The organism is Vreelandella sp. 21 (assembly GCF_050995515.1).
Lineage (GTDB): Bacteria > Pseudomonadota > Gammaproteobacteria > Pseudomonadales > Halomonadaceae > Vreelandella > Vreelandella alkaliphila.
The window spans coordinates 334570-354486 of the sequence record NZ_CP194673.1; the positions used below are offsets into that span (position 1 = coordinate 334570).

A 19917-nucleotide genomic window follows, 5' to 3' on the forward strand; every position below is an offset into this window, starting at 1 on the left:
AGATTATATTATCGTACTCTCGATGTGTAGAGCCCATAGCAATGCGGCGTCATCCTCATTAGCTGAGGGGTAGAGGTTTTTAAGTGAAACTTCTACTAAGGTCTGGCATTCGCCTAGCCAGGTAGATTTTTCTAGCTTAATATCCCCCATAGTGGGCTTTTCAGAGTTCCTTACATCAAATTTTGCATTAGTTTCTAAGGATAAGAAAAACTTCTCATTCGCCAACTGGTTAACACTTTGACCTGTTGACTGCTTGATTCGTTTAAGCCTTTCTTCTGCTTTTTTGGTTAAGGATATTTTTCTATCTGGAAGCATTGGTGAAATACCCTTTGGTTAATGTTGTAGCACTGATCTCAGGGTCATAGCGCATTTCGTACGTTTTAGAAATAGATCGACGGAATGTTTCTGGCCCATTTTCTAGCGATATTTCTGTATCTGTCGACAACAGCACTACCTGATGACTGGCAGTTGGAAAATAATTTTCAATTATTCTTCGTCTATGTTCAGAGTCTAGCCTTCCAAGTGGTGTGTCTATGATAATAGGTAGGCGTTTCCCTGAGCTTTTACCTAATGCTTCAAGCATAGCGGTGGCATAAATTTGCTTCTCACCTGCTGATAATTGATGACGATCGAGTGTTTTACCATTTGCGTGCTGCAGATTAACGGCAAATGTATGTGGGTCAATATGCGGCGTAATGTCTTGATAGCTTTTTCGCGAAAGACGTTTGAACGACTCGCTAAAATTATATTCTAACTCTCTGATTTTACTGATTTTTGCTTGTTTGGAGTAGCTTGATAACATATTTCTAGCAGAGGAAGCCATTTCAACTGCATGGGCGTTATCCGACTGCATTTGGTGTTCTGCTTCGAGCTTTCTCAGTTTACGGATACAGTCCATTGCTGCCCGTAGCTCTCTCTTGGCATTTTCTCGCTTCTCTTCAATCTGGCTAAAAAGCCGGCCTTGGTCGAGATGAAACTTATGAAGTTGTTCATAAAGAGGTTTTATACGCTGCTCGTCGGGTGCGCGCTCAAGGTTCGTAGCGCAATCACTAATATCGTGGCGAAGCCGCTCAATCTGATTTTCAAGCTCATCTACTTCTTGTTTCTGCTTCGGCGCCTCAACAGTAATTTGATGCCGCAACCTCTCAATTTCACTGTCAGAAAGGTCGTGAATCAGTTCAATTTTTTGAGGTGCATGTAAGCTTTCCCCAAACGCTTTTGCTATAGCTGTATCAAGCCGCTCTTCTTGATCTTTGAGTACTTCATTCAGCTCGCGCCGCAATGCACTAGCCTGACGTTTTGCCGCGTGGTGAGTAATCAGTTGCTTCCGATAGCCACTTTCAGCATCGAGTTGCGAAAGCAGTTTGCCAAGTGCTGTAGGGGCTAATGCAATAGGGTACAAAGAGCCTTTCAAGGTACGAATGCGGCCTTTAATTAACTGTTGTTCTGCAAGCAAACGTTCCAATCGTTCTTTTTCATCAGACTGCTTTTCGTACCAAGCGCCGCCGTGAGCTTCGATTTTTTGCTCATGTTGCGCAATCTGCGCTTTCAAATTATGCAGTTGATCTTCTAGTGCCTCTTTAGCATCGAGCTCAGCTTGATAGTTTGTATATAACCGCTGGTATTCAGCTTCCAGCGATTCTGCTTCTTGTCGAATTGCGTCTGGCAGGCGGCCTTTGGCATGATTACGAATATAAACACCCAAATCTGCCCGCAGTTTACTGACCAAATCAAGACCGAGTAGACGTTCAATTGCATTGGCAAGCGCTGCGTTACCATCTGATTCCGCTAGCTCAGCAATTTTCTCACCATCAAAGAAAAACAAGTCTGCGATCCCAATAGGAATGAGGTCGTTCAGAAAGCTTTGCGCCTGCTCATAGGTAAGCGAATTGAGCACTTCATCATCACGGGTAATTTGGAGCTTTTCAGTGATGACACCGCTGGTATCACGAAACCAATTGCGCAGTACGTCATACTCATTCTGCTTGCCACCTTTACTATCGCTGAACTTGAGGCGTACATAGGCAGTTTTGGGTGCAGGCTGGTCATCGCCTGGCTTATGAATACACGCATCTAAGTATTGGTGATAGGCATCGCTAGACACTTTGCTACCAAGAATTCTTCTACCGTAAAGCGCAAGCCTGACAGCGGTTAAGATGGATGTTTTACCTGCGCCATTTAACCCACCAAACAAAATGATTGGTTTTTGTCCGCTTGGCCCTTCCGGTAAAAGATCTATTTCATGATCACCACGATAGACCCTGAAATTTCCCATATGCAGGGTTTTTAGGATCATTGGTCAAGCTCCGCATATTGGATTTCAAGGCCCGTTAGCAGCTCGTCATAGACGCTCTTGGCGTTACGAGTTTTGCCTAGGTAAGTAGTGTTTTCTTGAAACATATCCTGCATTTCGCTCTTAGCGGCATGCATAGTGGGCAGTGTCATGCTTGCATCCTGCTTCTTGCTTCTTAGGCTGTTGAGGTCGCCCCAATCCTGATTAAGGAGAGTATCCATGCGCTTAAACACACCATGACGTTTACTGAGCCCATCCAAGGATTGTTCGAGTTGTAACAATTTAACGGCAAGTTCTACGGGAGTTTTATGATCTTGACAGGCATCCCTCAAGGCCGCTGAGTCTTGTTGTGAAAGCACACCAGCAGAATCTTGCATCCACTCAAGCTTGTAGCCATACACGCTTGCGTAAAGAGCTGGCAATGTGTCTAACGCGTCAGGCTCATTAGGATCATTGAGCCATTCGCGCCGAATATGCTTTAACTCGTCTTCATGAATGAGGCGTATAGGATTGCCATCATCGTTAAGGTTTTTCTGGATTTCTAAAATCTTTTTAAGCCATGCTTGGCGGTAGAACATCCAGTATGGGCCTGGAATAACCTTCTTCTCAGTAGTGCTATCATCATCAATCTGGCCACGCGCGTATTGTACTTTGCCAGTACGGCGCTTGTGGTTGCGGTACATAGCCTTGTTGTGGGGTTTAGTTGTACGGTAAAGCAGATCACGGAACGACTTTAGCCGTTTCATCCATAGCTCACCTGACTCGATTAAGCCTTCCATTGCGCGATCTTTCGTGACTACCGTGCATGTCCAGCAACCGAAGCGAGAATTGCCGCAAGAAGGTGTTTTGGTATCGATAACAATCGGGCATTCACCAGCACTGGAATCTTTATACAGTGAGAATAGTTGGTGATGGGTGCCTCCCCACGGCGTTGGAGCACCCAAGAGATACATCCAGACTTCGTCGAACGTCCAATCTTCAATTGGCATGTATGTATAAGCACCTGGCAGTGATGAGTGCTTTGATAGTAATGAACCATCTACTTTATGTTTTGCTATTACTTGTGCGCGTGAAGCGCTTTCCTGGCTTCGGGCACCGAGAACGACGATAACCTCACCATGCCGGGTTACTTTATCAAGAATGAAGCTGCTTACCGGGTCTATTTTCATCCGCTCAGTACACCATCGGAAATTCTGAGTGGGAGCGGGGTAACCTTTACCTAGCAAATTTACCCAAAAGGTTTCATTAGCCTTTGGCATCACTTTATGAGCAGAAAAGGGTAGCCCCTTTTCTTCTGCTTGAGCGTTGATTAAATCGAGCGTAGTAGTAATAAGGTCAACGACAACGGGCGTTTCCACAAGAGTGTCTGAGCAGATGACATAAACATGCTTATGACGCTCATGGGGCTGGAGCTTTTCAATGGCCGTATAGATCAAAGAAAGCACCGCTGTTGAGTCTTTTCCGCCGCTAAAGCCGATCACCCAAGGGCGTTCATCTTCTAAATACAAAGCTTGTAATTCGGCAATTAAATCGGGGAGAGGTCTGCCTGCAAAGCTTTGCTCGGCAAGCATCTCTTCTTGAGAGGCATAAAGCGTGGCTTCGCTCATGATGTTAGGGCTCCCTCGAGCTCGAGCTGCTTATCGCTAAGCGGGATGTCTAGGCGTCGCTTGAGGTAACAAGCAAGCAGCTCTACAGATGTATGAGATTTAGAAATACGACCACTTTGCAGACAACGCCTTTCCCACTCGGGATTAGAGCGTTGCCAATTTTCATTAACTAGAATTCTTAGCCTTTCTGCATACCAGTCAGGGGCATATTCGGGCGCTTCATGCTTTAACGATGAGCAGGAGACTGCTAGCGCCTGGAGAAAAACGCCATGAGCATGAATGCTCCCTTTGCGTAAATGCATAGGCAGGTTTGTGCGTAAATGAATAGGCAGGCTTTCGTTTCTCAAGGCTTCCTCCCAGTCTGGCATGATCTGGCAAACACCCGACCAGAATGCAATGCACTGGGAATGGTCGTGACCGGTAGCTATGTCGCGCTTTCGCTTTTCCAAGAATCGCCAACTGGCATTTTTGATTGCGCTAAGCGTGAATAATTTCCGGGATTTCAATGGTAGTGAGCTTTTCTCTACTTCAGTAAGATCTCGGAAGCAAGGCACTTCCTGCATTACGCACCTTGCTAGTGTGGACGCTGAATCGCGCTTATCAAAGAATGTATTCAGTGAAGTGCTAGGGCGAATAGCGTGCCTATTAAGATCAGCAAACATTTGCTGGCTTCGCTTCAAGCCTTCGTCGATGAATAGCAGCACAGGGATACTATCGTGTCCTAGTTCGCGTTTTTTAGTAATTGCTCGCTCAATAGCTGCTCGCCGATGCTGACCATCATTGATGAGTAAGCGAGCCTTGCGCGGGATTTTTAGCTTCCCGGCCAGAGGCACAATGTCGTCACCCATTGGCACGAACTCTGCTTCTTGGTCGAGCGAGGCAGTGATCGCTGGCAAAATATAGTTATCGGAATTTTGTGTTAGGTAATCGGTGATTTCAGGAATACGCCCTGGATTAATTGCACGCTGAGCTCGTGCTTCAGCAGGTAGTCCACTGTCATCGTAATGGAACAGCCTTGGAATCAGGCGCAGTGGGCACATAATTGTGTAGCATGCACGCCCCCCCTGCATCCCGCGCAGTGCTGGGAAGTCATGGGTATTGGTTTCTTCTGAACTGGACTGTTGCATGGTTACGTTTAATTTAGCGTAAATGTACGTTTATTTTAACGTACAAGCGCGTTTGTGTGAATGCGTTTAGATGTAAATGCAGTAATGCAGCGAAATGAAAATGATTTATTGCATGGTGTCTATTTATACAGTTTTTTCGTATGGCTTAAAATGTACATTTTTTGTTATTTGCATCCTCGGGATAACAGAATGTGCACCGGAAAATCGATGAGTGCTTCATTTTTAGGTGAAGCAGCTTGGCAAAAAGTGTCGCCATATTGAGCATTTAAGGACAAGGGAATGATAGCGGATGAAGAGTCTCGCTCTGGGTTGGGCATTGGGCTGCGGGTGCTTTCCGGCGTGCTGTTTACCGGTATGTTGGTGTGTATTAAAGCGGTGAGTGAGGAGGTGCCGGTAGGGCAGTCGGTGTTTTTCCGCTCGTTATTTGCGCTGTTGCCGATTGTTGTTTTTTTGATGCTTCGTCGTGAGTTTCCTCGGGGACTGGCTACGCGCCGTCCACTGGGGCATGCGTTGCGCTCGGGGCTTGGGGCGGCGGCAATGTTCGCGTCGTTCGCGGCGGTGGCCTTGTTACCTGTCGCGGAAACTACGTTGTTAGCCCAACTGACGCCCGTGTTTATGGCGTTGGGTGGTGTCTTGTTGCTGGGGGAGCGCTTTTCGCTTTATCGGGCGGTCGCTATTGCGTTGGCGCTAGCTGGGGTGGCGGTGCTGGTGCTGCCAGGGCTTGAGGCCAGTCGCGAGCAAGGGCAACTGGCTGGCTATGCGCTAGGCGCGCTGAGCGCGCTGTTAACTGCTGGAGCGCTGCTAACTGTACGGCGCATTTCACGTACCGAAACAGCCGGTTCCATTGCCTTCTACTTTATTCTGGTCTCTGCGCTAGCGGGGTTGGCAACGCTGCCCTTGGGCTGGGCACCGCTTAAGGGTGATGTGGTGTGGTTGTTAGTGCTTTCTGGCTTGTTTGGCGGTACGGCCCATATTGCGATGACGCTGGCGCTGCGTTACGCCGAAGCGTCACGCCTAGCACCTTTTGAATACATTGCGTTGGTGTGGCCCGTGTTAGCAGATTGGCTGCTGTTTGGCCTGCCGGTTTCTAGCGGCTTTTTGCTAGCACTGCCGTTGCTACTTAGCGGGGTCGGGCTGGCCACACTGGAAGGCCGCCGGATTAAACGGCTTCTTCGACAATAAGCGTTTCCCTGAACAGAAACATGCTGTTGCAAGGGATTCTCATTTCTTACTTTGCGATTTCTACTGTGAGGATTACGCTAGTAAGATCTAACTCACTATCTTTGTGGAGAAAATACGATGCCTTTATCCCGTGCCGAAATCGTAACGCCTTCTGGTGAGCGCTTGATAAACCGCTTATGCAAGCACTGGGCACATAAGCTTGAGATTGAGCAGAATGAGCAGGAAGCCAAAATCACATTTGCCAATGGCACCTGCCTGATGCATGTCGAGGCAGATCGCTTGATTGTGTCCCTCGAAACCTTGGAAGAGGAGCATCTGGATCAGTTGGAAGGGGTGGTGGAAAGTCATCTCATGCGCATGGCAAAAGACGAGCCGCTGGAAATTGTTTGGGAGAATTAATTCGTTCGAGGCAGCGTGCGCGCTGCCCTAAGCAAGCACCGCATCATTGGCAGGGGTCTGTTATAATTTCGGCCACTTTTTTATCCTTGTTTTTCTTATACCAAGCTGGGTGCCGAACGGCGCACGCGCAGGAGTTCTCATGACCCGAATTGCCATTGTAGGCGTCGCTGGCCGTATGGGCCGCACGTTAGTAAATGCGGTAGAACAGCAGGCAGATGCCTCACTTGCAGGCGGTATCGTTGAGCCAGGTAGTTCTTTAGCGGGTGCGGACATTGGTGAGCTGGCAGGCGTTGGCAAACGCGGTGTGGTGGCCGTCGATTCTCTCGATGCGATTGTGGACGACTTCGATGTTCTAATCGATTTCACTGCGCCGCAAGTAACCTTGGCAAATTTGGCATTCTGCGCCGAGCATGACAAACGCATTGTGATTGGCACCACCGGCATGAGCGATGACGAACTGGCCGAGCTGGATAGCTACCGCGATAAAGTGGCCATGGTGTTCGCGCCTAATATGAGTGTCGGCGTTAACTTGACTCTCAAGTTGCTTGAGACTGCTGCAAAAGCTCTCGGTGATGAAGGCTACGATATTGAAGTCATTGAAGCGCACCATCGTCATAAAGTGGATGCGCCTTCTGGCACGGCGATTAAGATGGGAGAAGTGGTCGCGGAGAGCATCGGCCGCACGTTAAAAGAGCACGGGGTCTATGAACGGGTAGGCCAGTGTGGTCCGCGCACCGACAAAGAGATCGGTTTTGCCACCGTGCGCGCTGGCGACATTGTTGGCGAGCACACAGTGATGTTTGCCACTGAAGGCGAGCGTATCGAAATTACCCATAAAGCCTCCAGTCGTATGACCTTTGCTAAAGGCGCGGTTCGCGCTGCTCGCTGGGTCGCTGATAAAGCGCATGGCCGTTACGATATGCAGGATGTATTAGGTTTAGAGTAGTGTTTTAGTACAACAGGGGGCGTTTCGATATGCACTCTGTTGGCTGCTGAACATGACTGTTTGGATGGCCTCCGAACCTGCTAGCAGGGTGAGGGGGCTTCGCTGTTTTTGGCCCCCTCCTGATTGATTTTCTGCTTAATTTTGACGTCGGTGCTGTAGCCGTCCTCCAGCCCAGGTTTCGAAGATAGCGCGGTCGTCGCCTAGCATCATTAGAGTGAATAACTCCTCTGCCAAACTTTCGCATCGTGCCATACGTCGTGCCATCAGCGGTGAGGCGGACAGGTCGATAACTACAAAATCGGCATCCATGCCTGGTGCGAAACGGCCGATACGGTCATCTAGCGATAGGGATACTGCATTGCCTCTGGTCAGGGCATGGAAGCCTGACCAGGCCGTCAGTGGCTGGCCGAGCAGTTGCCCTACTTGATAGCCCGCCTTGAGAGTCGCTAATCCGGAAAGATCGGTGCCAGCACCAATATCGCTGGCCAGGGTTAGATTTAACCCGCTTTCATGGGCGGCGTGGCGGTCGAATAAGCCGCTACCAAGAAAGAGGTTAGAGCTGGGGCAAAAAGCGATATTGGCACTGCGTTCAGCCAGCCGCTTGCGCATGCCATTGTCCAGATGAATGCCATGGGCAAAGGTGCTGCGTGGCCCAACCAGGCCGGACTGCTCGTAAACCTCAAGGTAGTCACGGCTTTCTGGAAACAGCTCGGCTACCCAGGCCAGTTCGCCGAGGTTTTCCGATAAGTGAGTTTGCAGCCATAGGCTTTCATCGTTGCGCAGCAGGCCGCCAGCGGCATCAAGCTGGGTGCGTGTGGATGTGGGAGCAAAGCGCGGCGTAACACTGTAGCCAAGGCGGTCGGTGCCATGCCAGTCGCTGATCAAGCGCTCGGTATCACGAATGCCGCCGAGGGTCTTGTCGGTAAGTGCTTCGGGGGCGTGGCGATCCATCAGTACCTTGCCAGCGAGCATACATAGGCCGCGGCGTTGGGCGGCGCTGAAGAAGGCATCTACCGAATTGGGATGGCTTGAGCAGAACACTTGGGCGGTGGTGGTCCCGACTCGCATCAACTCTTTGAGAAAAGCGTCGGCCATGTTGTCGGCATGTGCGCGCTGGGCGAAACGGCACTCTTCAGGAAAGGTGTAGTCATTCAACCAGTCCAGCAGTTGGCGGCCATAAGAGGCCATGATATCGAGCTGAACGTAGTGAACATGGCTGTCAATAAAGCCTGGCATGACCAGCTTGTCACGCTGGTCGATGACGCTGATATCGGCGGGCAGCTGAGGGGCCAGGGTGCGATAGTCGCCAACGCCCTGAATGCGGCCATCGGCCCACCACAGGGCACCGTCTTGGTGGGAGACAACGCTACCCTCTCGGGGCGTGTCACCATCGCCGGGGTCGGCATCGAAACTCAAGACCCGTGCACGTATTAACCAGGCTTGCCCCTGCTCTTGTTTCAGGCTTTGTCCTTGCTCTTCATTCATGATGTTGCTCCTGAAGATAGTTAGAGGGGGAAGGCTTAACGGACATTGCTGTGTCGTTTGTCAGCGGCAGGGTCAAGTTTGGCGCGTGCGGCTTCGGCGGCAGCCATGACTCGCTCCGGTGTGGCTGGCGTGTCCAGAGGTATCGCCTGGGTGTATCCATTTAGACTGGCCAAGCCGTCGCGCAGGGCCGCCCATACCGACATACCAAGCATAAAAGGGGGTTCACCCACTGCCTTGGAACGATAGATGCTGGCCATGGAGTTGGGGTGGCCTTCCATTAAGGAGGTATTGAAAGTGGCGGGTAGATCGCCGTAAGTGGGGATCTTGTAGGTCGCGGGGCCATTCGAGATCAGTTGGCCTTTGCCATTCCATTTCAGCTCTTCACTGGTTAACCAGCCCATCCCCTGAATGAAACCACCTTCGACTTGGCCGATATCGATAGCCGGATTCAGGGAGTCACCCACGTCGTGGAGGATGTCGACACGATCTACCAAGTATTCGCCGCTCAAGGTATCGATTGAAACTTCGGCCACCGCCGCACCAAAGGCATAGTAGTAGAAGGGGCGGCCATTGCCGGTGGCACGGTCATAATGGATCAATGGGGTAGCGTAGAAGCCTTTTTCCGATAGCGAGATGCGCGATAGATAGGCGGCTTGAACCAGCTCTCCCCAAGCGATGCGGCGTTCACTTTCGCCAAAGCCGGCTATTAGATAACCCTCTTTGATGTGGATGGTTTCTCGATCGAGATGGTAGTGCTCGGCAGCAAAGTCATAAAGCCGTGTTTTTAGTTTGAGTGCGGCATCGCGAGCCGCCTGGCCATTGAGGTCAGCGCCGCTGGAGGCGGCAGTGGGAGAGGTGTTGGGCACTTTGTCAGTACGCGTGGCGGTGATGCGCACGCTATCAAGATCCAGGCCCAGTTCACGCGCCACCACTTGGCAAATCTTCGTATGCAGCCCCTGACCCATCTCGGTGCCGCCGTGGTTGATCATTACGCTGCCGTCGGTATAGACGTGAAGGAGCGCGCCTGCTTGGTTGAGGTGCTGGGCGGTGAAGGAAATGCCGAATTTTACTGGGGTCAACGCTAAGCCTTTGCGAATGACGGGGCTCTTGGCGTTGAACTCCCGGATTTCTCGGCGCCGCTGCCAGTAGTCGCTAGAGGTTTCGAGTTGCTCAACCAGCTCATGCAGAAGAACGGTCTGATCCACCGTCTGGCCGTAATGCGTCGTGTTGCGCCCGTCGCGATAAAAGTTGCGCTTGCGTATCGTCAGCGGATCTTCACCTAGGCGGCGAGCGATATCCTCCATTGCCGCCTCGATAACCATCATGCCTTGGGGGCCGCCGAAGCCGCGGAAGGCGGTGTTAGAGGCTGTATGGGTGCGCGCTCGATATCCTGTAACGCGGACGTCACCCAGCGAATAGGCGTTATCCGAGTGAAACATAGCGCGATCAACAATGGCGTCGGAAAGGTCGGGTGAATAGCCACAGTCGCCGATTACATTGATATCGCCACCCAGAATCACGCCATGGGCATCGACGCCAAGGCGGTAGTCGTTATGAAAAGGGTGGCGCTTTCCGGTGACGCGCATGTCATCGACTCGCGGTAAGCGGAAGCGGCAACTGCGCCCGGTTCGCCGGGCGATTAAGGCGGCCAGGCAAGCCCAAGGCGAAGCCTGTGTTTCCTTGCCTCCGAATCCGCCCCCCATGCGGCGAGTCTCGACGGTAACGGCATGAAAGGGAATGCCGAGTACCTCGGCAACCAGTTTCTGCGTCTCGCTGGGATGCTGGTTGGAGGTGTGAATCATGACGCCTTCGTCTTCGCTGGGATGGGCGACGCAGGCCTGCCCTTCCAAGTAGAAGTGTTCCTGACCGCCGACAAACTGTTTGCCAGCAACGACAATGGCGGCGTCGGCAAAGGCTTTTTCCCAATCTCCACTGATCTGTTGATGAGTGGGGCGAACCAGATCACCCGCGTTGGCGGCAGCAACGGGGTCGAGGCTTGCTGGGCGCTCTTCGATCTCGATAATTGCCTTTTCGACTGCTTGACGAGCCGCACGATGGCTGTCGGCCGCCACGGCGAATAGCACCTGGCCCGCGTAGAGCACTTCGCCGTCAGCCATGATGGGATCCCCTGGGAAAACGGGGCCAATATCGGTATGGCCTGGCACGTCTGCCACGCTAATAACATCGACCACACCAGGAGCAGACCTTACCGCTTCCAGATCCATGCGGGTAATGCGCCCGTGGGCGACAGATGACAGGCCTGCGGCTAGGTGGAGGGCATTGGCCGGAAGGGCTAGGTCATCAATATAAGCCGCGCGCCCGGTGACATGCTTGATGGCACTCTCGTGATTGGCCGAGGTGCCAGAAAAAAAACGGCCGGTATGTTGTGCTGGATGAAATGCTTTCTGCTCAGGCTGTGGTGCTGGCAGATCAGTGAGCGTACGCATGGAGCATCACCTCCTGAGTGTGTGGTTGGGTGTGGGTAGACGATTCGATGACCAGACGTAGGCGTTCAAGTAGCGCACTCGCTGACCGCGTGCGGTAGTCGGCACTGCCACGAACATCGCTCATCGGTGAAAAGTCATTCGCGAGCGCTTGGCGTGCAGCCTCGAAGACGGTTGGTGAGGGCGGATTCCCTTCGAGAGCCGCTTCGGCCCCACGGGCTCGGGCAGGTATGCCGGCCATGCCACCGAAGGCCAGGCGTACATCGCGTAGGCATCCATCCTCCAGATGCCAGGCAAAAGCACTCAGCACGGCAGAAATATCATCTTCGCGCCGCTTCGAGAGTTTCCATACTTTTAGCTGGCGGCCTGCTTGCGGGGCCGGGATGAAAACCGCGCTTAATACTTCATTGTTAGCTAAGTCGGTCTTTTTGTAGTCGATGAAGAAGTTGTTGGCGGCAATCTCGCGGGAGCCGTTAGGGCCTGCGAGGCGAAGCTGTGCATCAAGGGCCAGCAGCACCGGCGGGGTGTCGCCGATGGGGGATGCATTGGCGACATTACCGCCTAAGGTGCCGCGGTTGCGTACCTGAGCCGAGCCGAGGCGGTGTAGAAGATGGGCAAAGGTTGGGTATTCACTCTCGAGTAAAGGCTCCAAGCGTGCATAGGTGACGGCTGCTCCGATCCACCAACCGGGGCGCCCGCTCGCATCCTGACCTTGTTCAATTTGCTGAAGCTCACTTACGCGCGTGGTATCGATAAGCCGTGGTAAGTCCTTCAGTTGTTGGGTGACTTCAAGCCAAAGGTCAGTGGCACCCGCAACCAAACGTGCTTCTGGATGGGCTGCGCGTAGGCGCACTAGGTCATTCAACTGGCGAGGCTGATGGAAGCGGCTGCTGGTTTCGTCCAGGTTGGCCACGTGCTGATTATCTTGCGCATCATTCAGTGTTGCATCTAACCATTCAGGGCGATGACCATCGATACTGTTCATTGCTAATGCCGCATCACGAATGGGGCGATAGCCAGTGCAGCGACACAGGTTGCCGCCAAGTGCGGCTTCAAGGCGCTCAGGGCTAAAGGGAGTGGCGAGCGGGTTAGTGTGCTGTTCTTCGTGCAGTGTGAACAATGACATCACAATGCCCGGCGTGCAGAAGCCGCATTGGCTACCATGGCATTCGACCATGGCTGCCTGGGCGGGATGCAGGTATTGCTGGTCGTCAGCGAGACCTTCAACAGTGACTAAGTGGCGGCCTTGGAGCTGATGAGCGGGCATGATGCAGGCGTTGGCGCTGTGGTAGCGTAGCTCGCCATTGGCATCGGGTGCCCCGATGGCTACTGTGCAAGCGCCGCAATCACCAGACGCGCAACCTTCCTTGGTGCCGGTCAGGTGTAGTTGTTCTCTTAGCAGCTCCAGAACGCTAAGGTGAACATCCGCTGTAACGCGATGCGGTTGCCCATTGAGGTGAAATGTAATCATAGTCCTACCCGTTATGTTGTTATTGGTTGCTTAAGTGCTGTCCGATCGGTCAGGTGGTGCGTGAGAAACGGGGTATTTTTTGATGACTCAGCATGAGAAGAGTCGTCTATTGTGCTGTCAGCAGCATAACCACCGCTAACAGGGCGGAGACCCACATTGCAGGCTTAATCTCGTCCAACTTGCCGGTGGCCAGCCGGATGAGCACAAAGCTGATAAAACCAAAGGCGATACCCAGGGTGATGGAGTACGTCAGCGGCATTAAAATGATGGCCAGAAATGCGGGAAAGGCTTCCTCGAGACGGCTCCAGTCAATCTTTCCAATCGGTGCCATCATGAACAGCCCCACCAGGACAAGAGCTGGGGCGGTCGCGATGCTGGGAACTAGGGACAGCAACGGTGAGAGAAACAAGAAAGGCAGGAACAATACGCCAATAACGACTGCCGTGAGTCCTGTGCGGCCGCCTTGGGCAACGCCAGCACCGGATTCGATAAAGGTTTGTGCCGCGCTGGTGCCGAGAGGGGCCGCGATCATTGATGCGAAAGCATCCACCGTCATGGAACGCTTAAGGTTGCGTGGATTACCGTTGGCATCTTTGAGATCCGCTGACTCGGATAGCGCCATAAAGCAAGACAGTGAGTCGAAGAAGTTAGTAAACAGCATCACGAAAATGAACGGCAGGTAAGCCACCTTGAGGGCGCCTAGAATATCGACCTTCATTACCGCCGAGAAATCCGGCCATGCGGCTAGGCCTTGCCAAGCCACCAATACGTCGTCACTCCACAGCCGCCCCATAGGGATTGCCAACAGAGTGGTTAGGGCGATGCCTAAGATCAGAGCGCCATTGAAGCCGCGAATGGCTAATATCGCGGTAGCCATTAGGCCAATAAAGAAGGTTATTAGGCTTGCGTTTAAATCACCCAGGCTAATCAGGGTCGCAGGGTTGGCTACGATGAACCCGGCATTCTTGAGCCCAATAAAGGTGATGAATAGGCCTATCCCACAGGTGATAGCATAGCGCAATGAGGCTGGAATGGCCTCGATGATGGCTTCGCGAACGTTAAACAGCGCCAAAACAGCGAACAGTACTCCTGACCAGAATACGCAGCCTAGAGCAACTTCCCACGACAACCCTGCGCCAAGCACCAGGGTGTAGGTGAAAAGCGCATTCATGCCCATTCCAGGAGCAACTAAAATTGGGTTGCGGGCATACAAGCCCATGGCCAAGCTACTAAAAAAGCTGATGACCACGGTGGCGGAGAGTGCTGCAGAAAAGGGAATGCCCGCATCAGATAAGATGGCTGGGTTGACCACGATGATATACATCCCGGCTAGAAACGTCGCGATGCCTGCAAGCACTTCGGTCTTCACCGAGGAGCCGCGGCGGCTGACATTGAAGTAATTATCCAGGGTGCTCGTTGCTTGTACGGGAGGAGAGCCGGAATACGGCGTAGGGCTTTGTGGCATGACGATATTCTCTTTGTATTTGTTGGGTGAGCTATCGAAAAAAACGCGGTTGACCATTTGGTCAACTCGGACAAGCGTAGACAAAAAAACATCAAGAAGGCAACCAAATATATTAATTACGTATACAAAAAAATTGGGGCGACTTCCATCCTCCTCATTTATCAATGACCTGAAGGTCGTGGCATATTGATTGCAGGGGTAAAATGGAGCATATAAAGTTGCTGGTAGTTTTAGGGCTAGCCTAAGGTCGATAAATCCTGTAACATTCCAAAAATTTTGGCCCAGTGGCTGCAAAAAGCAGCAAAATATCTGCAGCGAACGAATCTCTGTAGGGTAAGCACCGCGCTTGTTGCACTGGCCTTAGGTTAGAGAAAACAGTCAGCTAAATGCTGCGCCATGGCCATTCGCCACGGAAGAGAACAACAAGCGGGATGAAACCGATTTTTTTACTATCGGCTTCGTCCCGCTTTTTTACGACCCGACGTTTGCACGCAAACGCCGACAAACCGGATCGCCGAGCCTGCGCCCACAGGCTCCCACCAGCATGGGAGAACTTGTCTTGAATAACCCCGCATTGAGCAAACCCGCGATATTGGCCCTGGAAGATGGCAGTGTGTTTCATGGCATTGCCATTGGCGCGGATGGCGTCACAAGCGGTGAGGTGGTGTTCAATACAGCCATGACCGGCTACCAGGAAATCCTCACTGACCCTTCTTACACCCGCCAAATCGTCACGCTGACCTACCCTCATATCGGCAATACCGGCATTAATTCGGAAGATGTGGAATCTGCATCGATTGCCGCAGCGGGCCTGGTGATTCGTGATTTACCCCTGCTAGCCAGTAGTTTCCGTTCAGAGCAAAGCCTTTCTGACTATCTAAAAAGCCAAAATGTGCTGGGCATTGCGGATATCGATACTCGCCGTTTAACGCGCATTCTGCGTGATAAAGGCGCGCAAAACGGTGCGATTCTGGCGGGTGCAGAAGCAGAGGGCGATGATGCGGTAGAGCGGGCGCTGGCGGCAGCGAAGGCATTTCCCGGGTTGAAGGGCATGGATCTGGCCAAGGAAGTCTCATGCAAAGAGGCTTACGAATGGACCCAAGGCGAGTGGACGCTGGGCGAGGGCTACGCTGATACTACCCAAGGTGAGCGTCCTTACCACGTGGTGGCGTATGACTTCGGTGTGAAATTTAACATCCTGCGTATGCTGGCCGCGCGCGGCTGCCGGTTGACGGTTGTACCGGCACAAACACCTGCGGCTGACGTGTTGGCGATGAATCCGGATGGCATCTTTTTGGCTAACGGCCCCGGTGACCCCGAGCCTTGTGATTACGCCATCAAGGCGATTCAGGACGTATTGGAAACCAATACGCCGGTATTTGGCATTTGCCTTGGCCACCAGTTGCTGGCGCTGGCCTCGGGTGCCAAAACCATCAAGATGGGTCACGGCCATCACGGTGCTAACCATCCGGTGCAGGATTTAGACACCGGCACGGTAATGATTACCAGCCAAAACCATGGCTTTGCTGCCGATGAAGCGACCCTTCCAGCCAACGTGCGTGCCACGCACCGTTCGCTGTTCGATGGCACGCTGCAAGGGATCGAGCGCACTGACCGCCCGGCATTTAGCTTCCAAGGTCACCCGGAAGCTAGCCCTGGCCCGCGTGATGTGGCGCCGCTGTTTGATCGCTTTATTGCCATGATGCAGGCGCGTCGCTAACGCTGCCCTTGATTGCCGCCATGTAACGCCGTTTTTTTGTCGCTCATCGTCACCTATTTTGCGGGAACCGTTATGCCTAAGCGTACCGATATCAACAGCATTCTTATCATTGGCGCTGGCCCGATTGTCATCGGCCAGGCCTGCGAATTTGACTACTCTGGCGCCCAGGCGTGTAAAGCGCTGCGTGAAGAGGGGTTCCGGGTTATTTTGGTTAACTCCAACCCGGCCACCATCATGACCGACCCGGCCATGGCCGATGCCACCTACATCGAGCCGATTACCTGGCAAGCGGTTGAAAAAATTATTGAGGCCGAGCGCCCGGACGCGATTCTACCCACGATGGGTGGTCAGACAGCGCTCAACTGTGCGCTTGACCTGGAAAAGCATGGCGTACTGGAAAAGTACAGCGTCGAGATGATTGGTGCCAATGCCGATGCGATTAACATGGCTGAAGATCGCGATCTGTTCGATCAAGCCATGAAGCGTATTGGTTTGGAGTGTCCGAAAGCCAATGTGGCGCACACCATGGATGAGGCCTGGGAAATTCAGGCTGAATTAGGCTTCCCGACCATTATTCGTCCTTCTTACACCATGGGCGGCTCCGGCGGCGGTGTGGCGTATAACAAAGAAGAGTTCGAAGAGATCTGTACCCGCGGTTTCGAGCTTTCCAATAACCACGAGCTGCTGATCGATGAATCGCTGCTGGGGTGGAAAGAGTACGAGATGGAAGTGGTGCGGGATAAGAATGACAACTGCATCATTGTCTGTGCGATTGAAAACTTCGATCCTATGGGCGTTCACACCGGTGACTCGATTACCGTCGCGCCAGCGCAAACGCTGACCGACAAAGAGTACCAGATCATGCGTGACGCCAGCCTCGCGGTACTGCGCGAGATTGGTGTGGAAACCGGCGGCTCCAACGTACAGTTTGGTATGGACCCGAAAACCGGTCGCCTGGTGGTTATCGAGATGAACCCGCGGGTATCGCGTTCGTCGGCGCTGGCATCTAAGGCTACTGGTTTCCCGATTGCTAAAATCGCCGCGAAACTGGCGGTGGGTTACACCTTGGATGAGCTGCAAAACGATATTACCGGTGGCCGCACACCCGCGTCGTTTGAGCCATCAATCGACTATGTCGTCACTAAGATTCCGCGCTTTACCTTCGAAAAATTCCCTCAGGCAAACGACCGTCTGACCACTCAGATGAAGTCGGTGGGCGAAGTGATGGCGATTGGTCGTACGTTCCAAGAGTCGCTGCAGAAAGCGCTGCGCGGTCTGGAAACCGGTAACGATGGTCTTGATCCGATCATCACCGATTTCACGCCAGACAACATGGCGATCATTCAGGGCGAGCTGCAGGCCGCTGGTGCCGAGCGTATTTTCTATGTGGCTGACGCAATGCGCTCTGGAATGAGTGTCGATGAGGTATTTGCGCTCACCAATATCGATCCTTGGTTCCTGGTGCAGTTGGAAGATTTGGTGTTGACTGAAAATGCCGTCGCCAAGCGCGCCCTGGCCGATTTCTCTGCCCGTGAGCTTTACCAGCTTAAGCGCAAAGGCTTTGGTGACGCGCGTTTGGCCAAGCTACTGGGCGTGTCTGAAAAAGAGTTCCGCAAAACGCGCCAGGCAGCGGGCATTCGTCCGGTTTATAAACGTGTCGACACCTGTGCGGCGGAATTTGCCTCTGACACCGCTTACATGTACTCCACCTATGAAGAGGAGTGCGAAGCGGACGTCTCTGATCGTCAAAAAATTATGGTATTGGGTGGTGGCCCGAACCGTATCGGTCAAGGTATCGAGTTCGATTACTGCTGTGTTCATGCCGCCTTCGCCATGCGCGATGATGGCTATGAAACCATCATGGTCAACTGCAACCCGGAAACCGTTTCTACCGACTACGACACCTCTGATCGTCTCTACTTCGAGCCGGTGACGCTGGAAGATGTGTTGGAAATTGCCGACAAAGAGAAGCCGGTTGGCGTGATTGTGCAGTTCGGTGGTCAAACGCCGTTGAAGCTTGCTCGTGAACTAGAGGCAGCAGGCGTGCCGATTATTGGTACCACGCCAGACGCCATTGACCGCGCTGAAGACCGCGAGCGCTTCCAGGTAATGATCGACAAGCTAGGCTTGAAGCAGCCGCCCAACGCCACCGCCCGCAGCTTTGAAGAGGCGTTTTCCAAGGCAGAGGCTATTGGCTACCCGCTGGTGGTGCGCCCTAGCTATGTGCTGGGTGGTCGTGCGATGGAGATCGTTTATGACGCCTCCGAGCTTGAAAACTACATGACCAATGCGGTGAAGGTGTCTAACGACTCTCCCGTCCTGCTTGACCACTTCTTGAGTGCCGCGATCGAAATTGATATCGACGCTGTGTCGGACGGTCAGCAGGTGGTGATCGGCGGTATTATGCAGCACGTTGAGCAAGCTGGCGTTCACTCTGGTGATTCCGCCTGTGCGCTGCCGCCTTACTCGCTGCCTGCCGATGTGCAGGATGAAATGCGCGAGCAGGTCAAGAAAATGGCCGTTGAGCTGGGCGTTAAAGGTCTGATGAACGTGCAGCTGGCGTGGCAGGATGGCGAAATTTATGTCATCGAGGTTAATCCTCGTGCGTCGCGTACCGTGCCGTTTGTGTCTAAGTGCATAGGCACTTCGTTGGCACAGATCGCGGCGCGCTGCATGGCGGGTAAGACACTGGCCGAGCAGGGCTTTGAGCGCGAAATTATCCCGCACTTCTATAGCGTGAAAGAGGCGGTCTTCCCGTTCAACAAGTTCCAGGGTGTTGACCCGATTCTGTCGCCTGAGATGAAGTCGACAGGTGAAGTGATGGGCTCTGGCGAGACCTTTGCAGAAGCGTTCTTTAAAGCGCAGTTGGGCGCTGGCGAAGCCATTCCAGCATTGGATGGCGACCGTAAAGCGTTCCTTTCAGTACGCGAGCCTGACAAGCAAGGGATTATCGAAGTGGCGCGTTCTCTGCTAACATTGGGCTTCACACTATGTGCAACGCGCGGTACGGCAGCGGCACTTGAGGCTGCTGGACTGGAAGTGGAGCACGTCAATAAAGTCTACGAAGGCCGTCCCCATATCGTCGATCTGTTGAAGAACGACGAAATCGCCTACATCGTGAACACGACTGAAGGTCGTCAGGCTATTAACGACTCTTCAATTATTCGCCGTACTGCTCTCGCGCGCAAGGTGCCCTATGCGACCACCTTGGCGGGCGCTAATGCTGTTTGTATGGCGCTTGAGTACGGTAGGGAGATTACGGTGCGGCGCCTTCAGGATCTGCATGCAGGAGCAAGTCAATGAACAAGGTCCCGATGACGGTAGCGGGAGAAAAAAGTCTTCGCGAAGAGCTTAATCACTTGAAGGGCGAAGCCCGCCCTCAAGTTATTGCTGCTATTGCTGAAGCGCGTGAACATGGCGATCTCAAAGAGAACGCTGAGTACCACGCCGCTCGTGAGCAGCAAGGATTTATTGAAGGCCGTATCCAGGAAATTGAAAGCAAGCTTTCAGGTGCGCAGGTAATCGACGTTACTAAGCTGCCAAAAACCGGCAAGGTGATCTTTGGGGTTACCGTGTCGTTGCTGAACCTGGATAGCGACGCCAGCGTTACCTACCGCATTGTTGGTGAAGACGAGGCCAATATTAAAGAGGGGCGCATTTCTGTGACCTCACCTATCGCCCGAGCGATGATTGGCAAAGAAGAAGGCGATGTGGTGGTGGTAAAAACACCTGGTGGCGATGTTGAGTACGAAATTGAGAGTGTTGAACATCTCTGATT

14 protein-coding genes are annotated in these 19917 nt (G+C 52.8%); 6 read left to right on the forward strand and 8 right to left on the reverse strand.

What is annotated here, in order from left to right:
- Positions 1-3: 3 nt before the first annotated feature.
- Genes ACN06F_RS01600 through dndB form a run of 4 tightly spaced genes read right to left on the reverse strand, consistent with a single transcriptional unit; the run spans position 4 to position 5027 of the window.
- Positions 4-315 carry a DndE family protein gene (locus ACN06F_RS01600; RefSeq protein WP_433924552.1) on the reverse strand — a complete coding sequence of 104 codons (312 nt, stop codon included), beginning with the start codon at positions 313-315 and terminating at the stop codon, positions 4-6.
- Positions 302-2296, reverse strand: coding sequence for a DNA sulfur modification protein DndD (dndD, locus tag ACN06F_RS01605; protein WP_433924553.1), 1995 nt, complete (start codon positions 2294-2296; stop codon positions 302-304). The genes ACN06F_RS01600 and dndD overlap by 14 nt, the downstream gene beginning before the upstream one ends.
- Entirely contained in the window at positions 2293-3900 is a 1608-nt protein-coding gene (dndC, locus tag ACN06F_RS01610; protein WP_433924554.1) for a DNA phosphorothioation system sulfurtransferase DndC, read from the reverse strand. Before dndC ends, dndD begins: the two co-directional genes overlap by 4 nt.
- A complete protein-coding gene (gene dndB, locus ACN06F_RS01615) occupies positions 3897-5027 on the reverse strand; it encodes a DNA sulfur modification protein DndB (protein WP_433924555.1) in 1131 nt (376 codons plus the stop codon). The genes dndC and dndB overlap by 4 nt, the downstream gene beginning before the upstream one ends.
- Before the next feature lie 279 nt (positions 5028-5306).
- On the opposite strand from dndB, the gene ACN06F_RS01620 reads away from it, so the two are divergent.
- From ACN06F_RS01620 to dapB, 3 genes are all read left to right on the forward strand, one after another.
- Complete coding sequence (locus ACN06F_RS01620; RefSeq protein WP_433924556.1) at positions 5307-6209, forward strand: DMT family transporter; 903 nt, start codon at positions 5307-5309, stop codon at positions 6207-6209.
- Between the two features lie 117 nt (positions 6210-6326).
- On the forward strand, positions 6327-6608 hold the full coding sequence (locus tag ACN06F_RS01625) for a DUF2218 domain-containing protein (protein WP_193060644.1): 282 nt from the start codon (positions 6327-6329) through the stop codon (positions 6606-6608).
- Positions 6609-6747: 139 nt separating this feature from the next.
- Entirely contained in the window at positions 6748-7554 is an 807-nt protein-coding gene (dapB, locus tag ACN06F_RS01630) for a 4-hydroxy-tetrahydrodipicolinate reductase (protein ID WP_038480681.1), read from the forward strand.
- A 135-nt stretch (positions 7555-7689) separates the two neighbouring features.
- On the opposite strand, the gene guaD is transcribed toward dapB, so the two are convergent.
- The 4 genes from guaD to ACN06F_RS01650 all read right to left on the reverse strand — a co-directional run bounded on the left by guaD (position 7690) and on the right by ACN06F_RS01650 (position 14419).
- Positions 7690-9039, reverse strand: coding sequence for a guanine deaminase (gene guaD, locus ACN06F_RS01635; protein ID WP_433924557.1), 1350 nt, complete (start codon positions 9037-9039; stop codon positions 7690-7692).
- Between the two features lie 35 nt (positions 9040-9074).
- The gene (xdhB, locus tag ACN06F_RS01640; protein WP_433924558.1) at positions 9075-11486 is read right to left on the reverse strand and encodes a xanthine dehydrogenase molybdopterin binding subunit; all 2412 of its coding nucleotides are present in this window, start codon (positions 11484-11486) and stop codon (positions 9075-9077) included.
- The gene (xdhA, locus tag ACN06F_RS01645; protein ID WP_038480688.1) at positions 11470-12954 is read right to left on the reverse strand and encodes a xanthine dehydrogenase small subunit; all 1485 of its coding nucleotides are present in this window, start codon (positions 12952-12954) and stop codon (positions 11470-11472) included. Before xdhA ends, xdhB begins: the two co-directional genes overlap by 17 nt.
- Before the next feature lie 106 nt (positions 12955-13060).
- Entirely contained in the window at positions 13061-14419 is a 1359-nt protein-coding gene (locus tag ACN06F_RS01650; RefSeq protein WP_231658226.1) for an NCS2 family permease, read from the reverse strand.
- A 574-nt stretch (positions 14420-14993) separates the two neighbouring features.
- On the opposite strand from ACN06F_RS01650, the gene carA reads away from it, so the two are divergent.
- From carA to greA, 3 genes are all read left to right on the forward strand, one after another.
- Positions 14994-16139 carry a glutamine-hydrolyzing carbamoyl-phosphate synthase small subunit gene (gene carA, locus ACN06F_RS01655; RefSeq protein ID WP_253488094.1) on the forward strand — a complete coding sequence of 382 codons (1146 nt, stop codon included), beginning with the start codon at positions 14994-14996 and terminating at the stop codon, positions 16137-16139.
- A 72-nt stretch (positions 16140-16211) separates the two neighbouring features.
- Entirely contained in the window at positions 16212-19442 is a 3231-nt protein-coding gene (gene carB, locus ACN06F_RS01660; protein WP_433924559.1) for a carbamoyl-phosphate synthase large subunit, read from the forward strand.
- Positions 19439-19915 carry a transcription elongation factor GreA gene (gene greA / locus ACN06F_RS01665; protein ID WP_009723748.1) on the forward strand — a complete coding sequence of 159 codons (477 nt, stop codon included), beginning with the start codon at positions 19439-19441 and terminating at the stop codon, positions 19913-19915. The genes carB and greA overlap by 4 nt, the downstream gene beginning before the upstream one ends.
- The last annotated feature ends 2 nt before the right edge of the window (positions 19916-19917 follow it).

Bases quoted from the DNA above. Each gene is read 5' to 3' on its own strand.
- ACN06F_RS01620 (WP_433924556.1), top strand. From the start codon at position 5,307: ATGATAGCGGATGAAGAGTCTCGCTCTGGGTTGGGCATTGGGCTGCGG.
- greA (WP_009723748.1), top strand. From the start codon at position 19,439: ATGAACAAGGTCCCGATGACGGTAGCGGGAGAAAAAAGTCTTCGCGAA.
- xdhB (WP_433924558.1), bottom strand. From the start codon at position 11,486: ATGCGTACGCTCACTGATCTGCCAGCACCACAGCCTGAGCAGAAAGCA.
- xdhA (WP_038480688.1), bottom strand. From the start codon at position 12,954: ATGATTACATTTCACCTCAATGGGCAACCGCATCGCGTTACAGCGGAT.
- dndD (WP_433924553.1), bottom strand. From the start codon at position 2,296: ATGATCCTAAAAACCCTGCATATGGGAAATTTCAGGGTCTATCGTGGT.
- ACN06F_RS01650 (WP_231658226.1), bottom strand. From the start codon at position 14,419: ATGCCACAAAGCCCTACGCCGTATTCCGGCTCTCCTCCCGTACAAGCA.
- dapB (WP_038480681.1), top strand. From the start codon at position 6,748: ATGACCCGAATTGCCATTGTAGGCGTCGCTGGCCGTATGGGCCGCACG.
- ACN06F_RS01600 (WP_433924552.1), bottom strand. From the start codon at position 315: ATGCTTCCAGATAGAAAAATATCCTTAACCAAAAAAGCAGAAGAAAGG.
- dndB (WP_433924555.1), bottom strand. From the start codon at position 5,027: ATGCAACAGTCCAGTTCAGAAGAAACCAATACCCATGACTTCCCAGCA.
- guaD (WP_433924557.1), bottom strand. From the start codon at position 9,039: ATGAATGAAGAGCAAGGACAAAGCCTGAAACAAGAGCAGGGGCAAGCC.
- ACN06F_RS01625 (WP_193060644.1), top strand. From the start codon at position 6,327: ATGCCTTTATCCCGTGCCGAAATCGTAACGCCTTCTGGTGAGCGCTTG.
- dndC (WP_433924554.1), bottom strand. From the start codon at position 3,900: ATGAGCGAAGCCACGCTTTATGCCTCTCAAGAAGAGATGCTTGCCGAG.
- carB (WP_433924559.1), top strand. From the start codon at position 16,212: ATGCCTAAGCGTACCGATATCAACAGCATTCTTATCATTGGCGCTGGC.